Origin of the sequence: Roseinatronobacter domitianus, from assembly GCF_023336755.1 — a bacterium.
Classification (GTDB): Bacteria; Pseudomonadota; Alphaproteobacteria; order Rhodobacterales; family Rhodobacteraceae; genus Roseinatronobacter; species Roseinatronobacter domitianus.
Genome location: NZ_JALZWP010000005.1, coordinates 26,244 through 46,563 on the forward strand (window position 1 = coordinate 26,244; position 20,320 = coordinate 46,563).

Genomic DNA, 20,320 nt, shown 5'->3' on the forward strand with positions numbered 1-20,320 from the left:
CAAACACCTTTTGCCGCAGTTGCAGCAGCGACACCATGACAACATCACCCCTCGCCCGAATAAAGCGCCCCAAGGTAAAGCGCCTGTTGGGCGGTTTCGTCCATCAGGCAATTCAGATAGGCGGGACTGGCACCTGTGCCACCCTGCCACAAGGATGCCTCATGGTCGCAGCGCGCATCCCGATAGGCGATCCACGCGCGTTGCATATCGCGCAAGCTGCTGGACTGTATGGCCAAATGCGCGGGCAGACCCTCATCTGCGGCGCGCATAGCTTGCATCAACTGGCCATAGGCATCATTCAACTGCCCGTCCCAAAAGCTTAGTTCTTGGTCAAGGCAATAGCCCATCGCCACCGTGCTGTAGCCACCGGGCTGTTCCATGCAGGCACTGGCCGCAAGGCCGATGCAGGCGCGATTGTCGCCGTCATGACCGCTATCCCACAAGCAGGATTCTGTTGGAGCAATCCGAAAAGACAGGTCTTGGGCGACCAAGGGGCCGGACATCAGGAAAACAAGAAGAAGAAAACGCGCCATGACGATTCCCATGCAAAAGATAAGACCGTTCCACTCTGCCACGCACCGCCCGTCCCATCACGCAAAAATCTGCGGCACGGGTATCTGAACAGGGCTTGCGCTGCCTGCATAGGCTGCGCATCCTGAACAGGCCAAAGATAAGGACCGGCCATGCCCCGCAAAATCATCATCGACACAGATCCAGGACAGGATGACGCCGTCGCGATTCTGCTCGCGCTGGCCTCGCCGGAACTAGAAGTGGTGGGCATAACCTGCGTTGCTGGCAACGTGCCCTTGCCGCTCACCCATATCAACGCGCGCAAGGTCTGTGAATTGGCGGGGCGGGTGGATGTGCCGGTCTATGCCGGTTGCGACGCGCCGCTTGCGCGCAAGCTGGTCACGGCGGAACATGTCCATGGTAAAACGGGCCTAGACGGTGTCGACCTGCCCGCCCCTGACATGCCACTTGCCGATGGCCACGCGGTCGATTTCCTGATCGAGACATTACGCCGGGAACCTGCTGGTACAGTCACTCTGGTCCCCATCGGCCCTCTGACCAACATCGCCACCGCCATGCAGCGCGCACCCGACATCATCCCGCGCATTCAACAGATCGTGCTGATGGGCGGCGCCTATTTCGAGGTGGGCAACATCACCCCCACCGCCGAATTCAACATCTATGTCGACCCGGAAGCGGCCAAGATCGTGTTCGCGGCGGGGGTCGATCTGGTCGTCATGCCGCTCGATGTGACCCATAAAGCACTTGTCACTGCCCCGCGCGTTGCGGCTTTCCGCGCCCTTCCCGGCACGGTTGGACCGGCGGTCGCAAGCTGGACCGATTTCTTCGAGCGGTTCGACAAGGAGAAATATGGCTCCTCCGGCGCGCCACTGCATGACCCCTGCACAATTGCCTACCTGATCGCGCCCGACCTCTTCACCGGACGCCATATCAATGTCGAGATCGAGACCGGCTCGGAGCTGACACTTGGCATGACTGTCGCCGATTGGTGGCGGGTCAGCGGTCGTGCAGCCAACGCCCTGTTCATCGGCGATGTTGATGCGGATGGCTTCTTCGCACTTCTGACCGACCGGCTATCGCGGCTCTGACCCCTGCCGGTTCATCCTTGTAAAAATATCCTGGGGGAGTCCGGGCCCGGAACGGGTCCGGGCGGGGGCAAAGCCCCCTTGCCACGCCGCGACAGGTGCAACGGGCTCTATGCGGTCCAATCCTCGAACCCCAGCGCCTCGTAGTCAAGCGCATAGGCAGCGCGACCGGCCGCCTCGATCTCGGCGTCGTAAATGCTGGCCAGCGTAAAGCGGCGCGGCTGTGCCACGGGGGTAAAGCTCGGCAGCTCAAGCCCCAGATCGCGGCCCAGCGCGGGCAAATCACGCGCCAAGCCGTCCACGCGCAGCAGGTTATGCAGCGCCGCCTGCCCCATCATACCTTCGATCACTTTCGTCTGGCTGGCCCATGCGGGCAGGACCGCAATCGCGGTCTGCCCGTTCAGATTGGCTGCCGCGAAGCGCAGAAATGCAAGAAAGCCCGCCCGGTGCAGCGCGGTATCGTAGCGATTCATCGCGTCTTTCTCGGGCAGCTCCACCCCATGCACACGCGCCAGAAACGCCCGCACATTGGCGCGCTGGCCATGCAAGACCTGCCGCAGATAGACCTCATGCGCGCGGGCAAGCGGGTGATGCAGCACCGTGAACAGCGCGCGGCGCGGATGCGTCCGCAGCCACTCGCGCCAAGTATGCGCGGTGAAATCGGCCTGCACGGGGCGGCCCTCGTCAATCTTCGCCATCCAGTCCAGAACGCCCGGATCGGGCGCGCCGGGGATGGGCAGGTAAGCCACCGGCAAGGTTGCGCAGGCGCGCAGCCCCCAGACCATCGGCCCGCGCCTTGGTTCGAAATTCGGCGTGCGCGACAGGTTGAACCGGTCCAGTCGCGCCATCCCCTCGCGCACTGCGCCGGGGTTTGTCAGCTTTTGCTCCAGCGGTTCGGGGTTCTGGCGCTTCAGCTTGCGCGAGGGTGCCTCGATCCGTGATGCCATCCCCAGCCACGTCGCCAGCCCGTTCAGAACCTCGACATCATTGGCGTCTTCATAGGCCAGATAGAACGCAGTCTGCCCGCTGGTCTGCAACATCCGCAGGATCTGGGTCTGAAACGACTGAATACGCGTCACATGGTCTTCGAATTCCGCCGGGTCAAAGCCCACTTGCGCCGAGCGCTTGGTCTTCACATCGCCCAACTTCCATTGCTGCGTGGCCTGCGCAATTTTCAGCGACACATAGCTGTCCAGCGGGTTGCGCGTCAGGATGATTTTGGCGCAGCGTGGGTCTTGCATGAAGGTGGGCAACACCCGTGCATCGTGGTCATGAAAGAACCGGAACCCCGTCAGGTCGGCCTGTTCGCGAATGGCCCATAAAAGCGCCATCGGGTTGCGGTCGCGTTCGGCCAGCGTGACGCCATACAGCTCTGCCTTGCCTTCATGCGATATGAAATGCGAGTTGAACACCTCACCTTCGCAGGTAATGCCCTCGAATTCGTTTAGATTGGCCTCGACCAGGTTGGACCCTGTGCGCATTTCGGCCAAAACGACGAAATAGTCGAAAGGGGCGTCATTTGTCATGGGAAGTTCCTATATCGCGCCTGAACGGCCTTCGAAATCGCGCAGCAGCACCGGGGGCAAGCCCTTGTTGCGCAATTCCTTCAAGAAATCTTCCAACCCGTCAAGCGACTGCATCTCTGGCTGGTTGGTCCCGGCGACAGCAGCGTCGGGCAGCATCTTGGCCAAGACCTCGGACAGGTTCCGCTCCGGCGCTTGCAGAAATTCGGCCAGGGTCCAGACCCGCACATCCGCCTGAACCCAGCGCGATTGCAACACGGACAACATATGCTGTTCGCGCTTTTGCAGCAATGCAACATGAGCTAGCAGGTCGTCAGGCCGGAACTCGCCACGAAACAGCGGTAGCAGAAAACACCCGCTGACCACCGAAATCTGGGCGTTGCGATCCTTGGCCATGAACCACATCAGGTCTGCGGGGATATGGTCACGCGCAGCGATAGAAAAACACTGTCTTTCGCCGCGCGTAGCCCAAAGCATGTTGGTCAGGAACATGCGCGGGTTGTAATCGCGCAGCGCCGCGCTGTCGGAAATCGCGCCATGCCAGATTTTCGCCCCACCGTGGAAATGCACCTTCTCGGGTGCATAAAGATGACCATGCGCGCGCGTGCCCGTGGCCTGTCCCAGCCAGTACTCAAAGCCGCGAAACAACTGGTCGAACCCGCTGAACACCGAATAGGGGCCAGCGGTCAACGCCTGCCCGCTGCCGTCATGCGGGAAGCGGCTTTGCATATACAGGCCCGCGCGCCCTTCGGTGCGTTGGCGTTCGGCCAGTTCGAAATAGCGGTCGATCTTGGCAGGCTCGGCGGGCACAGGCGCCAGTTTGCTGGCCTGATCTGTCAGGAAAAACCGATACAGATTCTCTGCCTGCGGCCAGATTTTGCGCGCCAGAAACCGATCAGACCGGCGCAAAAGTTGCAGATGGTCGTCGTAGAACAGATTGGGCCGCCCGTTGCGGTCGAATTTCACCAAGGTCAAAGAATGGCTTTCGATGCGCCGCCCATGCAGGCGCGCCAGAGTCTGGAAATAGCTTTCATCAGGTATCCAGCAGCCTTTGAAATAACGCTCGTAGCGTGCCCGCTTGGGATGCGTCAGGATCGCTTCCAGCGTGGCACGCGACAGGCACCACCATTGCGACCCCATATGCGGCTCCAGCGGGCGCGGGATTTCGCGTGAAATACCGAAGCGGCGTTGCAGATCCACCATGCGGTCGAATAGCCAGCGCCGTTTGCGCCAGGAGAACGGGAAATAGAGCGTGAAGCGTTCGCGCGACAGCCCGCCGGTGATCCAGTCGGCATGGTCGACGGCGACCGATTCTATGAAATCCGTGCCCTCATGCGCCCGCAGATGGGTGACAAGCTCTGCCGCCGGGCGCAATGGCAGGCAGGCGCCCGACATTAGAAGAACATGCCCGATACTGCCAAAATCGCGCAGCAGCAATTCTGCGGCGCTCTGGCTGGCCGCGACAATGCTCCATGAGCCCCACTCGCAGCGGTGTCGCGGGGCCATGCGCAACAGCGGATGCGCGCCGATATCTGCTTGCATGGCGGCGACCTGCGCTTGCGGCACGGCGCTGTCGATATGCAGCGCCACCGCGCAGCCCGCGTTCAGCCAGAACCGCGCGACTTGCGCGGCGCGGTCCAGCGCCGTGTGGCACAACATAACCACACCCAGTGTCGGGGCTGCTGCGTTCATGCCCAATCCCCTTTCGACATCAGCCCCAGAATTTCCAACTGACGCCAGTTTATGTATTCGGTTGAATGTTCGCACCAAAGGTTTTGCCCGTCGCGCAATTTCAGGTCATAGGCACGGTATTCGCGGCTGTCCGCATAATGCTGGCCACGCTGTAATTCCTCATTCGCCTTATCCATGATCGTATCAAGGAACTTGGCGTGCAGCAGCACGCCAGACGCCTGCTCACCACCGGTATCGTCATAAACGCGGTTCAAGCCGCGCGGCAAGGCCATGTGGCTGGAGCTGACATAGGCGTATTTGCGCGACCAGCGCACCAGCGGCACCTTGTTCAACGCCGGTGCCTGCTCTGGGCTGTCGGCCATGAACAGACGCTGGCGCACGCCACCCTGTATCCACAAATTGCCCATCAGTGGGTTCTGCTTAAGTGAATAATTGGCCGCATCGAACCAACGCGCAATTTCGAACGGGTTTTGCCCCGCACTATAGGGCTGGGCAGCGATCGGGCCTTTGGGATACATGTCCAGCAGCATGGCCGAAAACGACTTGCGCCCTTGGCTATCCAGCCAATCTGTCAGCGCCTGCAACGGGCGCGTGTCAGCATAGGGATACAGCAGGAATTCATCGACATCGGCCACAAGGCACCAATGATCCGCCCCATAACGCCATTGCAGGTGGTTCAGCCAGTCCACCCCGAAGCAAGACCCTTTGTAACTGGCCTGCGTGGTCCAAAGCGACACGTCACGTTGCTTTTCAAGATACTCCGCCGTGCCATCATCGGACCCGTTATCGACCATCAGAAAATGGCCGACCCCCATCTTGCGGTAATACTCCAGGAAATAGGGCAGGCGCAGATGTTCGTTGCGCAGTGTCGTGAAGCACAGAACATCGTTGGGCCGGATGCGATCGGTGCGGTTGACACGCGTGCGCAATTCCAGACTTTTCCGAAGCGCGCGCATCAGCTTGACTTGCCGCCTTGCACGTAATTTCAATTGAGTTTTAAATCCCATTAAATACCACTCGCACACTCTCATCGGCCAACTTCGGCAGCCTTGATCCAGTCATGCCCGAGCGGTTGGCCAAATGCAACGATCTTGCCCAATAGCGGTTATTGTTGCCTAAAACATGGCAACGAAACCAGTTCTTTCTCAGGCCCAGCCACCCCGAGAGATGAGACCAAGGCTTTCAAGCTGCTCCCAACTCTCGAACCGGGCGGAGTGCGCGCACCACAGATCAGGAGCGGCGGCCACTGCATCGTAATAGGCATCGAATACCGGCGCGTTGCCGAAATGCTCGGCGCGGGCCTTTTCCACCGGCGCGCGCTCTACGATCTGGGGCAGAAACTTGGTGTGCAAGAGCGCGCCTGAAATCCCCTCGCCCGCCCCCCGCGCATAAACCGCGTTCAGATGGCGCGGCAGGATGGAATGGGTCGAGTTGACCCATGTGTTATGCGCGGTCCATTTCACCAAGGCCAGCTTGGTCAGCGTGGGCGCGCGGTTGGGCTGGTCCGCAAAGAATGCGCGCGCGCGCGGCCCCCCCTGAATAAGCAGGCAGTCCAACAAAGGTTTGTGCGATATGGTGTAATTGCCGGGATCGAACCAATGCAGCGTTTGCAGCGGGTCTTGCCCCTGCGTCACATGCACCCGGTCAAGTGCGCCTTTGGGGTAAAGTTCCAGCATCATTGCAGGCAGGATCGGTTGGTCTGTGTCGTCCAGCCAGTCGGTCAGCGCGCGCAGGGGACGGGTCTGCCAATGCGGATAGATCAGCAATTCATCGGCATCGGCAACCACACACCAATGGCCCCGCGCGTGGCGCAGCATCAGCCAGTTCAGCCAGTCCACACCAAAGCGCGAGGCGCGATAACTGGCCTGCGTGCTCCAGACTGACGTATCGGGCTGCGCCAGAAGCGTGTCTAATGTTCCGTCATCGCTGCCATTGTCCACAAAACAGAAATGATCCACCCCAAGCGCCCGGTAGTGTTTCAGAAACCAGTCAATCCGGTCGCCCTCATTGCGGATGGTGCAAAACAGCAGGATCGCCCCCTGGCCCCAGCGACCGCGCTTGAGGGTGCGCAATTCGCGCGCTTTGGCGATGGCGCGCGCACGCAACCGACGGCGCTTCCAATCCATGCGGAAGCGGAACCAGTGATCTTGCGAGGAGGGCAGTTCGGAATACATGCGCGCCTTTTGCCTAGCTTGGCCCAGAGAAGCGCGACAGGCCCGAAAGCGCAAGCCCAAGCTAACCCCAACGCAAAACAGAGCGCCCCAAACGGGCGCCCCGGATTTCGTCGGGAGGCAACACTGCCTACTGCGCGGCCTGACGCTGCGCCATAAGGTCCGTCAGGAAATCATCCAACTCGTCATGCAGTTCCGAACGGGCAAGGCCAAAAGCCACAGTCGCTTGCAGGAACCCGGCTTTCGAGCCGCAATCATAGCGTTGACCGTCAAAACGGTAGCCATAAACGTTCTGTTTTTCTGCAATCTCGCGGGCAATTGCGTCGGTCAACTGAATTTCGCCCCCCGCACCCGGTTTGATTTCGCCCAGATGGCGCATCACATCAGGTGACAGGATATAGCGGCCAATCGCGGCCAGGTTTGAAGGTTGTGTGCCTGGCGCAGGTTTTTCGACCATGCCGCGCATTTGCAGGCTGCGGCCAATCGTCGGCGGGACATCCATGATGCCATAGCTCGACGCCATATGCGGTGCGACTTCCATCGCCGCGATCATGTTGCCGCCGGTCTCCTCATAGGCTTCGACCATCTGTTGCAGACAGGGCGTGTCTGCGGCGATGACGTCATCGGGCAGCAGCACTGCAAAGGGCTCATCTCCGATCAGGTGGCGCGCGCACCACACGGCATGGCCAAGGCCAAGCGCCTGATGTTGGCGGACATAGGCAATCGCCCCGCTATCCATGTTGGTGTCTTCCAACACCTCCAGAAGGGCTGTTTTGCCCTTTGCCTTCAAGGACGCTTCCAGTTCCGGGGCACGGTCGAAATAGTCTTCCAATGCACCTTTGCCGCGCGAGGTCACGAAGATAAATTCCGTAATCCCCGCTGCGCGGGCTTCATCAATCGCGTATTGGATCAGAGGGCGGTCCACCAAAGTCATGATCTCTTTCGGGACCGACTTTGTCGCGGGCAGGAACCGGGTGCCCATCCCTGCGACAGGGAAGACCGCTTTCGTAACCTTGCGTCTCATTCCATACTCCGTTCTGGATGGCGTTTCACATAACGTCACCTAACGGGGTAAATGCGGCAGGTTTGCGTTCAGACTTTGCGCAGAATCGTAAAAGTTAACGAATTCATCAAGGCCCACTGCCTTATTCCGGCAAAACCAGGTCAACCTTCGGGTTACGGGCAATGAAGAACGGGTTTTCATAGCCGGGCTTGCCGTAATGCAACGGCGTATGGTCGTCAAAACGCAGCACCTGCCCGCCCGCGCCGCGCAGCACAGCGTCGCCCGCCGCCGTGTCCCATTCCATAGTTCGGCCAAGGCGTGGGTAAAGATCCGCCTCTCCTGCGGCGACAAGGCAAAATTTCAACGACGACCCGGCGCTGCGCATGTCGGCCACATTGTAGCGGTTGATATAGGCATCGGTTGCGGCATCGCGGTGCGATTTAGACGCGACCACTATCAATGCGCTCGCATCGGGCGCGCTGAGATGCAGCGGACGGGTCTGACCGGGGGTAACAGGGTCGAACGGGCCAAGCTCTTCCACGCTGGCACCATCCGCATCCGTGTAGAACATCCGGCCCTTCGCCGGGGCGTAGACAATCCCGGCCACTGGCACGCCGTCCATGACAAGCGCTATATTGACGGTGAAATCCCCGCGCCGCTTGATGAATTCTTTGGTGCCGTCCAAAGGGTCGACAATCAGAAAGGTAGACGCGGTAGCCCCGTGCGTGTCGGCCTGTTCTTCGGTCACAAGCGCGACATCGGGCATTTCAGCGCGCAGACCTGCGCTGATAACATCATCCGCCAGCCTGTCGGCGCGCGTCACCGGGCTGTCATCGGCTTTGCTTTCCACCCCCATATCGGCGCTGTCATAAACCTGCATGATCTGCGCCCCCGCTTCCAATGCAAGGCGGCGAAACAGGGCGACACGGTCGACAGCACGCAACATGATAGCTCCTTAAGCAGCGGCAGATTGTCGTTTGCCGTGATTTCGTCTAAATTTTTCTATATTGGCATGGCACACAGGCGACAATCGGAAACCGGCTCATATGTTCAGCCCGACCACATCACGCTCTTTCTGGTGGCAACTTTGGCACACGCTAGAGTTGATATTCACCCAATCGGTGCGCAATGTTCGCAAGAACCACGGCAATGCCATCATCGGCCTGATGCTGAACATTGTGCAAACGATGATTCTTTTGGGTGTGTTTCTACTTATCTTCGTGTTCGCCGGGGCGCGCGGTGCCGCCATCCGGGGCGATACGCTGATTTACCTTATGAGCGGCGTTGTCCTGTTCATGGCGCATATCAAAACGCTCTCTGCCGTCGCCTCGGCAGAGGGGCCGAATTCTGCGATGATGAAACACCGCCCCATGAACCCGATCGTGGCGATTGGCGGCGCAGCCTTGGCAGAGCTTTACATCCAAATCCTGTCAATCGCGGTCATTCTGTTCCTGTATCACACGATCTGGACGCCGGTGGTTATCGACAAACCCTTCGGGGCCTTTGCCATGCTTTTAGCGGTCTGGTTTTCCGGGCTGGCCATCGGCCTTGTGATGTATGCGATCAAACCATGGTTTCCATCGGTTGCGAAATTGCTGACCACGCTGATCTCGCGCATGAACATGGTCGCGTCGGGTAAGTTCTTTCTGGCCAACACGCTGCCTGCAAGTGTGCTGCCTTATTTCACATGGAACCCGCTGTTTCATGCCATTGACCAAGCGCGCGGATTTGCTTTTATCAACTACAACCCCTTCAACACTTGGCTTTACTATCCGCTCATCTTCAGTCTGTGCCTGATCGTTATCGGCATGCTGGGAGAGTTCTACACCCGCAACCGCGCATCGCTGAGCTGGGCCGCGCGGCAGTAATCCTCCGACACACGTTATTTGACCGTCATCATTTGCGGCCATGCCTTGAAATCGCTGCGCAACACGTCCAATTTTAGCGGATGGTCTTAATACTCGGACTTTTGATCGTCTTTGCCGCAATTCTGATCTTGCGGCCTTGGCAGCGGCGCGGGTGCCGCTGGCGGGAAGATCGGCGTGCCTTGGCGGATGGGCGGGTTCTGCACGTCTGCGCGGCGTGCGGCGCAGAGATGGCGCTTCCGAAAGGACGAAACCCGAAACATTGTCTGGCAGGAGAGCAGCAATGACCAAAACACCGACCGAGGCCCCGCCAGACGCTGACGCGCGCCGCCAGGTTGTCCCTGTCATCTGCTACCCGAACGACACGCTGCATGTCCCGCCCCTAGACCAATACCGCGCGGCCCGCGACACCGCGCAAGCTACGGATCACACGCGCATCCCCCCGCGACAGGCCAGGTGCTTTCATGTCACCGCAGGCAGTTTCTTTCGCATTACCTGCCCGGACGGGGCGCAGGTCGGGGATCTGAACCTGTTTGCCGCCCGCAATCTGGACGAGCGGTTCTTTTCCGGAAAAACCCGCGCGCTTCACGGCAGCCATGTGGGCATCGGAAACCGGCTATGGTCCTGCCTGCCTTATCTGCGCCCGATGGCCACGATCACAGAGGACACGCTGTCATGGTATGGGCAGGATGAATTCGGCGGCCGGGTGCATGACGTGATCGGCACGCGCTGCGACCCCTACACGCACCACCTTCTGACCGGGCAGGACTACCACAACACCTGCCATTCCAACCTGACGCGCGCGCTGGCTGCCGAAATGGGCATGCCGCTGACCGAAGCCGAAGGGCATATCCACGATGTGCTCAACGTGTTCATGTGCACTGGCTTTACCCGCGACACGGGCCAGTATTTCATGAAAACCAGCCCGGCGCGCGCAGGCGATTACATCGAATTCTTCGCAGAGATCGACCTTCTTGGTGTGCTCTCCGCCTGCCCCGGCGGCGATTGCGGGGCCGAGCACAGCTCTGACGCCGCCACCTGCCACCCGCTGGAGGTGACGGTCTACGCGCCGAAAGCGGGCCAATTAGACGGCTGGTATGCCCCATCCTACAACCGCTACTCGCGCCGCCACGCGCCCGAATAGCGCCACACCATCAAGCCATATTGACCGGGACGGGAAAGCGCGACATATCAGCGGGCATGACACAGCTTTCCCATATCCGGAACTTCTCGATCGTGGCGCATATCGACCACGGAAAATCCACGCTGGCGGATCGGCTGATCCAGTCAACCGGCACCGTATCCGACCGCGACATGAAAGAGCAGATGCTCGACGCGATGGATATCGAACGCGAGCGCGGCATTACCATCAAGGCCAACACCGTGCGCATCGACTATGTCGCGCAGGATGGCGAAGCCTATGTGCTGAACCTGATCGACACGCCCGGCCACGTGGATTTCGCCTATGAAGTCTCGCGCTCCATGCAGGCGGTCGAAGGCTCGCTGCTGGTGGTGGATGCGTCCCAAGGCGTGGAAGCGCAGACGCTCGCCAATGTCTACACAGCACTCGATGCCGACCATGAAATCGTGCCTGTCCTGAACAAGATCGACCTGCCCGCCGCCGAACCCGATGCCGTGCGCGCCCAGATCGAGGATGTGATCGGGCTGGATGCCTCTGACGCGGTGCTGATTTCCGCCAAATCCGGCCTTGGCATTCCCGATGTGCTGGAAGCCATTGTCAAACGCCTGCCCGCCCCCCAAGGCGACCGCGATGCACCGCTGAAAGCCATGCTGGTCGATAGCTGGTATGACCCCTATCTGGGCGTGGTCGTGCTGATCCGCGTCATGGATGGCGTCATCCGCAAGGGCGACAACATCCGCATGATGCAGACGGGCGCGAAATACGGCATCGACAAGCTGTCGGTTCTGAAACCCGCCATGGTGGACGTGGCCGAACTTGGACCGGGCGAAATCGGCATCTTCACCGGCAGCATCAAGCAGGTGCGCGACACCAAGGTCGGCGACACCATCACGCATGACAAGAAACCCTGCGCCAAAGCCCTGCCGGGGTTCAAACCGTCGGTGCCGGTGGTGTTCTGCGGTCTGTTCCCAGTCGATTCGGCGGAATTCGAGGATTTGCGCACCGGGATCGAGAAACTGGCGCTCAATGACGCGTCCTTTACCTATGAGATGGAATCCTCTGCCGCCCTCGGCTTCGGGTTCCGCTGCGGGTTTCTGGGGCTGCTGCATCTGGAAGTGATCCGCGACCGGCTGGAGCGCGAATACAGGGTGGACCTGATTACCACCGCGCCCTCGGTGGTCTATCACATCCATATGCGCGACGGGACCATGCAGGAATTGCACAACCCCGCGGACCTGCCCGACCTGACCCATGTCGACCATGTGCAGGAACCGCGCATCAAGGCCACGATCCTTGTGCCGGATGATTACCTGGGCGATGTGCTGAAACTGTGTCAGGACCGCCGGGGCATCCAGTTGGACCTGTCCTATGCCGGGTCGCGCGCGATGGTGGTCTATGACCTGCCGCTGAACGAGGTGGTGTTCGATTTCTATGACCGTCTGAAATCCATCACCAAGGGCTATGCGTCCTTCGACTATGAGATCACCGGCTACCGCGAAGATAACCTTGTGAAAATGCAGGTGCTGGTGAATGACGAACCGGTCGATGCGCTGTCGATGATGGTCCACCGCGACCGTGCCGAGGGGCGTGGGCGGCTGATGTGCGAGAAGCTGAAAGAGCTGATCCCCCGCCACATGTTCAAAATCCCGATCCAGGCGGCGATTGGCGGTAAGGTCATCGCGCGCGAGACTTTGGCGGCGTTGCGCAAGGACGTGACGGCGAAATGCTACGGCGGCGACGTCTCGCGCAAGCGGAAGTTGTTGGACAAGCAGAAAGCGGGCAAGAAGAAGATGCGCCAGTTCGGGAAAGTGGAGATCCCGCAGCAGGCGTTTATCTCGGCGTTGAAGATGGATGGGTGAGGGAAAACCACTTGTATTTAATGTATGTCGATGAAAGCGGCGACCCTGGAAATAACATAACGCAATCAAGATATTTTTGTTTGTCTGGTATAGTCGTCCATGAAAGCGAGTGGAGAGACTTCATTGATCGTTTAATAGAGTTTCGACGAACGCTTAGGGATATTTATGGACTGCCAATGCGTTCAGAAATACACTCCGCAGAATTCATTCGAAAAAATGCCTTTGGGATTGAAAAGCATCAGAGGCTGGCAATCTTACGAAACAAAATTGACGAACTTGCAAAACTTAACTCAATTTCAATAACGAATGTGGTTGTGAACAAGTCAAATAAACCAAACGACTATAAGATATTTGAAACAGCGTGGGGAACCTTATTCCAACGTTTTGAGAACACGCTCACCCATGGAAACTTCCCCGGTGGCTACAAGAGATCATTTGGAACCGTTTTCACAGACGCCACTGCTGGCAGGACTCTTCAACTGCAAATGCGCAGAATGGCTCGTCATAACCCCATTCCAAATAGATATGGTGGTGGATTTAGCAACAGGCCCATAACGAGAATCGTTGAAGACCCTTCCGAGCGCGACTCAAAATCCTCGTTGCCAATTCAAGCCTGCGATGTCGTAGCTTACTTTTTGATGCAGAAGCTTAATCCAAATTCGTATGTAAAGCGAAAGAGTGCTGCAAAATATTTTGACAGACTCGAACCCATTCTAAACAAAAACGCCAGTGCACGGGACCCACTAGGGATAGTCATGATATGAAAAGGGCGGACAGTCACCTGCCCGCCAAAAGATCCTAATACCAGGTTATGCCTGGGTTCAGATCTTACACAACATATAGTGCAACAGCCGTCCAAATGCTAGTCATAAACTTCAGCACAGGGGCAATGACCATCCCCGCCCTGCTCGACGGTCGCCGCGCGGCCTGAGCTACCCCGCATACCCGATCGTCGCCGCAATCGCGCGCTTCCACGCGTCGGTGCGGGCCTTGCGCACATCCTCGTCCATCGCAGGCTCGAACCGCGCCTCTGCCGCCCAGGATGCCGCGAAGTCGTCCATCCCCGGCATGACGCCCGCCTTGTGGCCCGCCAGCCACGCCGCCCCCATCGCGGTCGTCTCGAGCACTTTCGGCCGGTCCACCGGCGCGCCCAGAATGTCGGACAGGAACTGCATGGCATAATCGCTCGCCGCCATGCCGCCATCCACCCGCAGCACGGCAGATTCCGCCCCGCCCATATCCGCCTGCATCGCCGTCAGCAGATCGCGCGTCTGGAAGCCCACGCTTTCCAGCGCCGCGCGGGCCAGTTCCGCCGGTCCCGAATTGCGCGTCAGCCCGAAGATCGCGCCGCGACATTCCGCGTTCCAATAGGGCGCGCCAAGGCCGGTGAAGGCGGGGACCAGCACCACATCTTGCGCCGGGTCGGCGCTCTCGGCCAGCCCTTGGGTTTCGGGCGCCGCGCGGATGATCTTGATCCCGTCGCGCAGCCATTGCACCACCGCCCCCGCGATAAAGATGGACCCTTCCAGCGCATAGGTCGGCGTGCCGTCCAACTGGTAGGCAATGGTGGTCAGCAAGCGGTTCTGCGAGCGCACCGCCACATCGCCCGTGTTCAGCAGCGCGAAACAGCCGGTGCCATAGGTGGATTTCAGCATACCGGGTTGAAAACAGGCCTGCCCCACGGTCGCGGCCTGCTGGTCGCCTGCAATGCCAAGGATGGGAATGGGCGCGCCGAACAGGTCGGGCCGGGTTTCGCCAAACTCCGCCGCGCAATCGCGCACCTCTGGCAGCATGGACATGGGAATGCCCAAGCGGTCGCACATGGTCTGCGACCAGCGGCCTTTGCGGATGTCGTAAAGCATGGTGCGCGCGGCATTGGTGGCGTCGGTCACATGCGACGCGCCGCCCGTCAGGTTCCAGACCAGCCATGTATCGACCGTGCCGAAGGCCAGTTCCCCGGCTTCGGCGCGGGTGCGTGCGCCCTCTACATTATCCAGCAGCCACGCCAGTTTGGTGCCAGAGAAATACGGGTCCAGCAGCAGGCCGGTGCGATCCGTGACGGTCTCCTCGAACCCCTCGGCGGCCAGTCGTTTGCACATGTCTGACGTGCGCCGGTCCTGCCAGACGATGGCGTTGTGGATGGGTTTACCGGTTTTGCGGTCCCAGACCAGCGTGGTTTCGCGCTGGTTGGTGATGCCGATGGCGGCGATATCGCCTGCCTTGACGCCGGCTTTCTCCATTACCGCGCGGCAGGTCGCCGCGGTGGTGGACCACAGGTCTGAACAATCATGCTCTACCCAGCCCGACGCCGGGTAATGCTGCGTGAATTCTTCCTGCGCGCTGGCGACCATGCCGAATGTCTGGTCGAACAGGATGGCGCGGGTCGAGGTGGTGCCTTGGTCGATGGAGAGGATCAGGGTCATGCGGCGGGCCTATCTTTGTGCAGGTTGGATCAGCATAGAAAAAGGGCCGGGGTTTTCAATAACCCCGGCCCCCTGTCAGCTCGCGATTACTGCCAGGATGCGATGAGTTCGTCGTAAGAGACGGTCATCGGGGTTTCATCCTCGTTCTCCAGCTTGGGGTAAGGTGCGCCGGGCTGGGCGAACCAGTAGTCAGCATCACGCTCTTCGTTCATCTTCGGGCCAAGATCGCCCTGAACGCCAGCGCGCTCCAACCGCTCCATCACGCTTTCCATATCGGCGCAGAGCGAATCCAACGCCTCTTGCGCGGTTTTGGAACCAGCCATTGCGTCACCGATATTCTGCCACCACAGCTGCGCCAAGCGCGGATAGTCTGGCACATTGGTGCCGGTGGGCGACCACTGCACGCGCGCGGGCGAGCGGTAGAATTCCACCAGACCACCCAGACGCGGTGCGCGTTCGGTGAAGCTTTCATGATTGATGGAGGACTCGCGGATGAAGGTCAGGCCAACATGGCTCTTCTTCACATCCACTGTCTGCGAGGTGACGAATTGCGCATAAAGCCAAGCCGCTTTCGCCCGGTCGACCGGGGTCGACTTCATCAGCGTCCAGGAACCCACGTCCTGATAGCCAACCTTCTGGCCCTCTTTCCAGTATACCCCATGCGGGCTGGGTGCGAGGCGCCATTTCGGCGTGCCATCTTCGTTCATGACCGCATCGCTGTCGACCAGCGGTGCCACGAAGGTGGTGTAAAGGAACATCTGCTGCGCGATGTTGCCCTGACTGGGAACCGGACCTGCTTCAGAGAAGGTCATGCCCATAGCAGAGGGCGGCGAGTAGTTGTTCAGCCAGTCGATGGCTTTTTCCACCGCATAGACAGCCGCAGGGCTGTTGGCGGCCCCACCACGATCGACACAGGCGCCCACGGGCTGTGACGCCTCATTCACGCGGATGCCCCATTCATCGACCGGCAGGCCGTTGGGTTCACCCGTGTCGCCCATGCCAGCCATGGACATCCACGCATCGGTGTAGCGCCAGCCAAGGCTGGGGTCTTTTTTGCCGTAGTCCATGTTGCCAAAGACATTGTCAGCCGGACCACCGGCATAGGACATATCGCGTCCGGTGAAGAACTCGGCGATATGCTCATAGGCTGCCCAGTTGACCGGAACGCCAAGGTCATACCCATAGGCCGCGCGGAAATCTTCCTGGCTTTGCGGGTGGTTGAACCAATCGTAGCGGAACCAATACAGGTTGGCGAATTGCTGTGATGGCAACTGATACAGTTTGCCATCCGGCCCGGTGGTGAACTGGGTGCCGATGAAGTCTTCCAAGTTCAGGGTCGGGCTGGTGACATCGGCGGCTTCGCCTGCCATCCAGTCGGTCAGGTTACGCACCTGCTGGTAGCGCCAATGCGTGCCGATCAGATCAGAGTCGTTGGTGTAGGCGTCATAGACATTTTCACCCGACTGCATCTGCGTTTGCAGCTTTTCGACCACATCGCCTTCGCCGATCAGGTCATGCGTGATGTTGATGCCGGTCATTGCGCTGAAAGCCGGGGCCAGCACCTGCGCTTCGTATTCATGCGTGGTGATGGTTTCCGACACAACTGTGATATCCATGCCGCGGAACGGTTCCGCCGCGTCGATGAACCACTGCATTTCAGCTTCTTGCTGGGCGCGGGTCAACGACGACAGGTCGCCGATCTCTGCGTCCAGGAACGCACGCGCGGCGTCCATATCGGCGAAGGCCGGACCCGCAAGGATCAGCAGCGCCGCCGTGGTTGATTTGAGGTTAAGGTTCATGTGGTGTCCTCCCTTTTTGAACCGGTGAAATGGGGCGGTCATGTTGCGCAAGCCGGGCCTCCCCTCCCCTGTCACGCCTGCGCACTGTCTTGGCCTAGACCCAGCGGAACACCGCTGCGGCATAGACCAGGCAGACTGCCATTGCCCAAGGCTGGGTGTCGGGTCCGACCAGACCCAGCCAGGCAAGATTAATGAAAGCACTTCCCAGAAGCGTGATGAACAGGCGGTCGCCGCGCGTCGTCTCTATGCGCAGGATGCCCACACGCGGGCTTTCCGGGAATTTGAGCGCCAGCACGGTGAACAGCACCAGCAGGCTTGCGATAACGATGAAAAAGATCGCGGTTGGTTGGGTCCAGGCCATCCACTCCATGTGTCGTCCTCCCTATGCTGGTTTACACGCGGCCCAGGGCAAAGCCCTTGGCGATATAGTTGCGCACGAAATAGATCACCAAGGCCCCCGGCACGATGGTCAGGATACCTGCTGCAGCCAGCACCCCCCAATCGACACCCGCCGCGCCGACCGTGCGGGTCATGGTGGCCGCAATGGGTTTGGCATTGACCGTGGTCAGGGTGCGCGACAGCAGCAGTTCCACCCATGAGAACATGAAGCAGAAGAACGCCGCGACCCCGATGCCCGATGCGATCAGCGGAGTGAAGATTTTGACGAAGAAAGCACCAAAGCTGTAGCCGTCAAGGTAGGCGGTCTCGTCAATTTCCTTGGGCACGCCGCGCATGAACCCTTCAAGGATCCAGACCGCCAGCGGCACGTTGAACAGACAATGCGCCAGCGCCACCGCGATATGCGTGTCAAACAGCCCAACCGAGGAATAGAGCTGGAAGAACGGCAGCGCGAACACGGCAGGCGGTGCCATGCGGTTGGTCAGCAACCAGAAGAACAGGTGCTTGTCGCCCATGAAATGATAGCGGCTGAAGGCATAGGCGGCAGGCAGCGCCACGGCGAGGCTGATAACCGTGTTCAGCACCACATAAATCAGCGTGTTGACATAGCCCATATACCAGCTTGGGTCGGTCAGAATGGTGACGTAGTTCTGCAATGTCAGATCACGCGGCCAAAGCGTGAAGCTGCTGAGGATTTCGCCATTCGTTTTCAGGCTCATGTTCATCAGCCAATAGATCGGCAACATCAGGAACACGAGGTAGAGCGTCATCACCACGGCGCGGCTGTTGATGCGCGGCAGGCCGAACCCGGTGCGGGTTTTGGCGCTGCTGGCGGTCCGGGTCACGATTGCATCGGCCATCCGTCACATCCCCTTCTTGTCTAGATTGGTCATCACCGTGTAGAACACCCAGCTGATCGCAAGGATCACAAGGAAATACATGATCGAGAAGGCCGCAGCCGGACCAAGATCAAACTGGCCAAGTGCCATTTTCACCAGGTCGATCGAAAGCATCGTGGTCGTGCTGCCCGGCCCGCCGCCGGTGACAACGAACGGCTCTGTATAGATCATGAAACTGTCCATGAAGCGCAGCAACACAGCGATCATCAGAACGCCCATCATCTTGGGCAGTTCGATATACCGAAACACGGCCCAACGGCTGGCTTGGTCAATCTTGGCCGCCTGATAATAAGCATCTGGGATGGATTTCAGCCCGGCATAGGCCAACAGTGCCACCAATGATGTCCAATGCCAGACATCCATCGCGATGATCGTCACCCATGCATCGAACGGGTCCTGAGTGTAGTTGTAGTCAATCCCAAGTTTATCAAGCGTGTAACCCAGCAGACCAATGTCCACCCGGCCAAACACCTGCCAGATGGTGCCCACCACATTCCACGGAATAAGCAGCGGCAAGGACATGACCACAAGGCAGAAACTGGCCCAGAACCCGCTTTTCGGCATGTTCAGCGCGACATACACGCCCAGCGGCACTTCTATCGCGAGGATGATGCCAGAGAACATCAACTGCCGTTGCAGCGCGTTCCACATGCGGTCGTCATGCAACATCTTCTCGAACCATTCTAGGCCGGCCCAGAAGAACTGATTGTTGCCAAAACTGTCCTGCACCGAATAGTTGACCACCGTCATCAGCGGAATAACCGCCGAAAACGCCACAAGAATAAGGACCGGGAGCACAAGAAACCATGCTTTCTGGTTGACGGTCTTGTTCATTACGCGGCCCTCCCCTGTGGCGCGACGCGCCAATCGTCGGCATAGACATTCACATGCGCCGGATCGAACCAGACGCGGGTCATATCCGGGCTGATCTGGTCGTCTTCTCCGGCAACAATGTTGATTTCTTGTCCGAACAGCTCTGCGCGGACCAGCTTATGCCGTCCCACATCCTCGACGCGCCGCACCTTCACGGGCAGGCCCGCATCGGCGCTCAGACGCGCGAATTCGGGACGGATGCCAATGGCGGTCTTGCCGGTAATCGTGCCATATCCATCGGGTAGCGCCAGTTCGGTGCCATGCACGATGGCGCGCGCGCCTTCCACCTGCGCCGGGATCACGTTCATACCGGGAGAGCCGATGAAATACCCCACGAAAGTATGCGCGGGCCGCTCGAACAATTCCTCTGGCGTGCCGATCTGCACCACGCGCCCGTCATACATGACCACCACCTTGTCAGCGAAGGTCAGCGCCTCTGTCTGGTCATGCGTGACATAGATCATCGTATGGCCAAAATCGTGATGCAACTTCTTAAGCTGCGTGCGCAATTCCCACTTCATATGCGGGTCGATCACGGTCAGCGGCTCGTCGAACAGCAGCGCATTGACATCCTTGCGCACCATGCCGCGGCCAAGGCTGATCTTCTGCTTGGCATCCGCTGTCAGCCCGCGCGCCTTGCGGTCCAGCTCTGCCTCCATCCCGATCATGGTTGCAATTTCCTGCACCCGCGCGGCAACATAAGCCGGGTCTTCGCCCCGGTTGCGCAGCGGAAAGGAAAGGTTATCGCGCACCGTCATGGTGTCGTAGACCACCGGGAACTGGAACACCTGCGCAATGTTGCGATCTGCCGTCGTGGCCTGCGTCACGTCCTCCCCGTTGAACAGGATACGGCCCTGAGACGGGTGCAGCAGCCCGGAAATGATGTTCAGAAGCGTGGATTTACCACAGCCGGATGACCCAAGCAGCGCATAGGCCGCGCCATCCTCCCAGTCATGGTTAAGTTCCTTCAACGCAAAATCATCTTCCGATTTTGGATTCGGAAGGTAAGAATGCGCAAGATTGTCGAGTGTGATGCGTGCCAAAGCGTCGTATCCTC

At 59.4% G+C, this 20,320-nt stretch carries 18 protein-coding genes; 5 read left to right on the forward strand and 13 right to left on the reverse strand.

Translation table 11 applies throughout. The features are described 5' to 3' along the window. Nucleotides 1-44: 44 nt before the first annotated feature. The gene (locus tag M3N55_RS06605) at nt 45-533 is read right to left on the reverse strand and encodes a lysozyme inhibitor LprI family protein (protein ID WP_249057644.1); all 489 of its coding nucleotides are present in this window, start codon (nt 531-533) and stop codon (nt 45-47) included. Nucleotides 534-683: 150 nt separating this feature from the next. On the opposite strand from M3N55_RS06605, the gene M3N55_RS06610 reads away from it, so the two are divergent. Further along, on the forward strand, nt 684-1,619 hold the full coding sequence (locus tag M3N55_RS06610) for a nucleoside hydrolase (protein ID WP_249057646.1): 936 nt from the start codon (nt 684-686) through the stop codon (nt 1,617-1,619). Nucleotides 1,620-1,726: 107 nt separating this feature from the next. Here the strand turns inward: M3N55_RS06610 and M3N55_RS06615 are convergent, their stop codons facing one another. From M3N55_RS06615 to cysQ, 6 genes are all read right to left on the reverse strand, one after another. Next, on the reverse strand, nt 1,727-3,142 hold the full coding sequence (locus tag M3N55_RS06615) for a nodulation protein NodH (protein WP_249057649.1): 1,416 nt from the start codon (nt 3,140-3,142) through the stop codon (nt 1,727-1,729). 9 nt (nt 3,143-3,151) lie between these two features. Beyond that, nucleotides 3,152-4,831, reverse strand: coding sequence for a beta-1,6-N-acetylglucosaminyltransferase (locus M3N55_RS06620; RefSeq protein WP_249057650.1), 1,680 nt, complete (start codon nt 4,829-4,831; stop codon nt 3,152-3,154). Beyond that, nucleotides 4,828-5,838 (reverse strand): glycosyltransferase family 2 protein, encoded by a 1,011-nt coding sequence (locus tag M3N55_RS06625; protein WP_428982622.1) that lies wholly within the window; start codon nt 5,836-5,838, stop codon nt 4,828-4,830. The genes M3N55_RS06620 and M3N55_RS06625 overlap by 4 nt, the downstream gene beginning before the upstream one ends. 138 nt (nt 5,839-5,976) lie before the next feature. After that, complete coding sequence (locus M3N55_RS06630) at nt 5,977-7,005, reverse strand: glycosyltransferase family 2 protein (protein ID WP_249057654.1); 1,029 nt, start codon at nt 7,003-7,005, stop codon at nt 5,977-5,979. Nucleotides 7,006-7,132: 127 nt separating this feature from the next. Continuing rightward, nucleotides 7,133-8,026: a UTP--glucose-1-phosphate uridylyltransferase GalU gene (gene galU / locus M3N55_RS06635; protein WP_249057656.1), complete on the reverse strand. Its 894-nt coding sequence runs from the start codon at nt 8,024-8,026 to the stop codon at nt 7,133-7,135. 121 nt (nt 8,027-8,147) lie between these two features. Next, on the reverse strand, nt 8,148-8,951 hold the full coding sequence (gene cysQ, locus M3N55_RS06640) for a 3'(2'),5'-bisphosphate nucleotidase CysQ (RefSeq protein ID WP_249057658.1): 804 nt from the start codon (nt 8,949-8,951) through the stop codon (nt 8,148-8,150). Between the two features lie 100 nt (nt 8,952-9,051). Between cysQ and M3N55_RS06645 the strand changes: the two genes are divergently transcribed. The 4 genes from M3N55_RS06645 (at nt 9,052) to M3N55_RS06660 (ending at nt 13,634) form a co-directional block, all read left to right on the forward strand. Next, nucleotides 9,052-9,873: an ABC transporter permease gene (locus M3N55_RS06645; RefSeq protein ID WP_249057659.1), complete on the forward strand. Its 822-nt coding sequence runs from the start codon at nt 9,052-9,054 to the stop codon at nt 9,871-9,873. A gap of 280 nt (nt 9,874-10,153) precedes the next feature. After that, nucleotides 10,154-11,014, forward strand: coding sequence for an urea carboxylase-associated family protein (locus M3N55_RS06650; protein WP_249057661.1), 861 nt, complete (start codon nt 10,154-10,156; stop codon nt 11,012-11,014). Nucleotides 11,015-11,070: 56 nt separating this feature from the next. After that, nucleotides 11,071-12,870, forward strand: a complete 1,800-nt coding sequence (lepA, locus tag M3N55_RS06655) for a translation elongation factor 4 (RefSeq protein WP_249057663.1) — start codon at nt 11,071-11,073, stop codon at nt 12,868-12,870. After that, nucleotides 12,867-13,634 carry a DUF3800 domain-containing protein gene (locus tag M3N55_RS06660; RefSeq protein ID WP_249057666.1) on the forward strand — a complete coding sequence of 256 codons (768 nt, stop codon included), beginning with the start codon at nt 12,867-12,869 and terminating at the stop codon, nt 13,632-13,634. The genes lepA and M3N55_RS06660 overlap by 4 nt, the downstream gene beginning before the upstream one ends. Before the next feature lie 168 nt (nt 13,635-13,802). Here M3N55_RS06660 and glpK read toward each other — a convergent pair whose 3' ends face one another. The 6 genes from glpK to M3N55_RS06690 all read right to left on the reverse strand — a co-directional run bounded on the left by glpK (nt 13,803) and on the right by M3N55_RS06690 (nt 20,306). Next, the gene (glpK, locus tag M3N55_RS06665) at nt 13,803-15,293 is read right to left on the reverse strand and encodes a glycerol kinase GlpK (RefSeq protein ID WP_249057668.1); all 1,491 of its coding nucleotides are present in this window, start codon (nt 15,291-15,293) and stop codon (nt 13,803-13,805) included. Nucleotides 15,294-15,379: 86 nt separating this feature from the next. Then, on the reverse strand, nt 15,380-17,092 hold the full coding sequence (locus M3N55_RS06670) for an ABC transporter substrate-binding protein (protein WP_249057669.1): 1,713 nt from the start codon (nt 17,090-17,092) through the stop codon (nt 15,380-15,382). 94 nt (nt 17,093-17,186) lie between these two features. Then, nucleotides 17,187-17,462: a DUF2160 domain-containing protein gene (locus M3N55_RS06675; protein WP_249057671.1), complete on the reverse strand. Its 276-nt coding sequence runs from the start codon at nt 17,460-17,462 to the stop codon at nt 17,187-17,189. Between the two features lie 22 nt (nt 17,463-17,484). After that, nucleotides 17,485-18,351, reverse strand: coding sequence for a carbohydrate ABC transporter permease (locus M3N55_RS06680; RefSeq protein ID WP_249057673.1), 867 nt, complete (start codon nt 18,349-18,351; stop codon nt 17,485-17,487). 3 nt (nt 18,352-18,354) lie between these two features. Continuing rightward, nucleotides 18,355-19,224, reverse strand: a complete 870-nt coding sequence (locus tag M3N55_RS06685) for a carbohydrate ABC transporter permease (RefSeq protein ID WP_249057675.1) — start codon at nt 19,222-19,224, stop codon at nt 18,355-18,357. After that, complete coding sequence (locus M3N55_RS06690) at nt 19,224-20,306, reverse strand: ABC transporter ATP-binding protein (RefSeq protein ID WP_249057677.1); 1,083 nt, start codon at nt 20,304-20,306, stop codon at nt 19,224-19,226. The genes M3N55_RS06685 and M3N55_RS06690 overlap by 1 nt, the downstream gene beginning before the upstream one ends. Between the last annotated feature and the right edge of the window lie 14 nt (nt 20,307-20,320).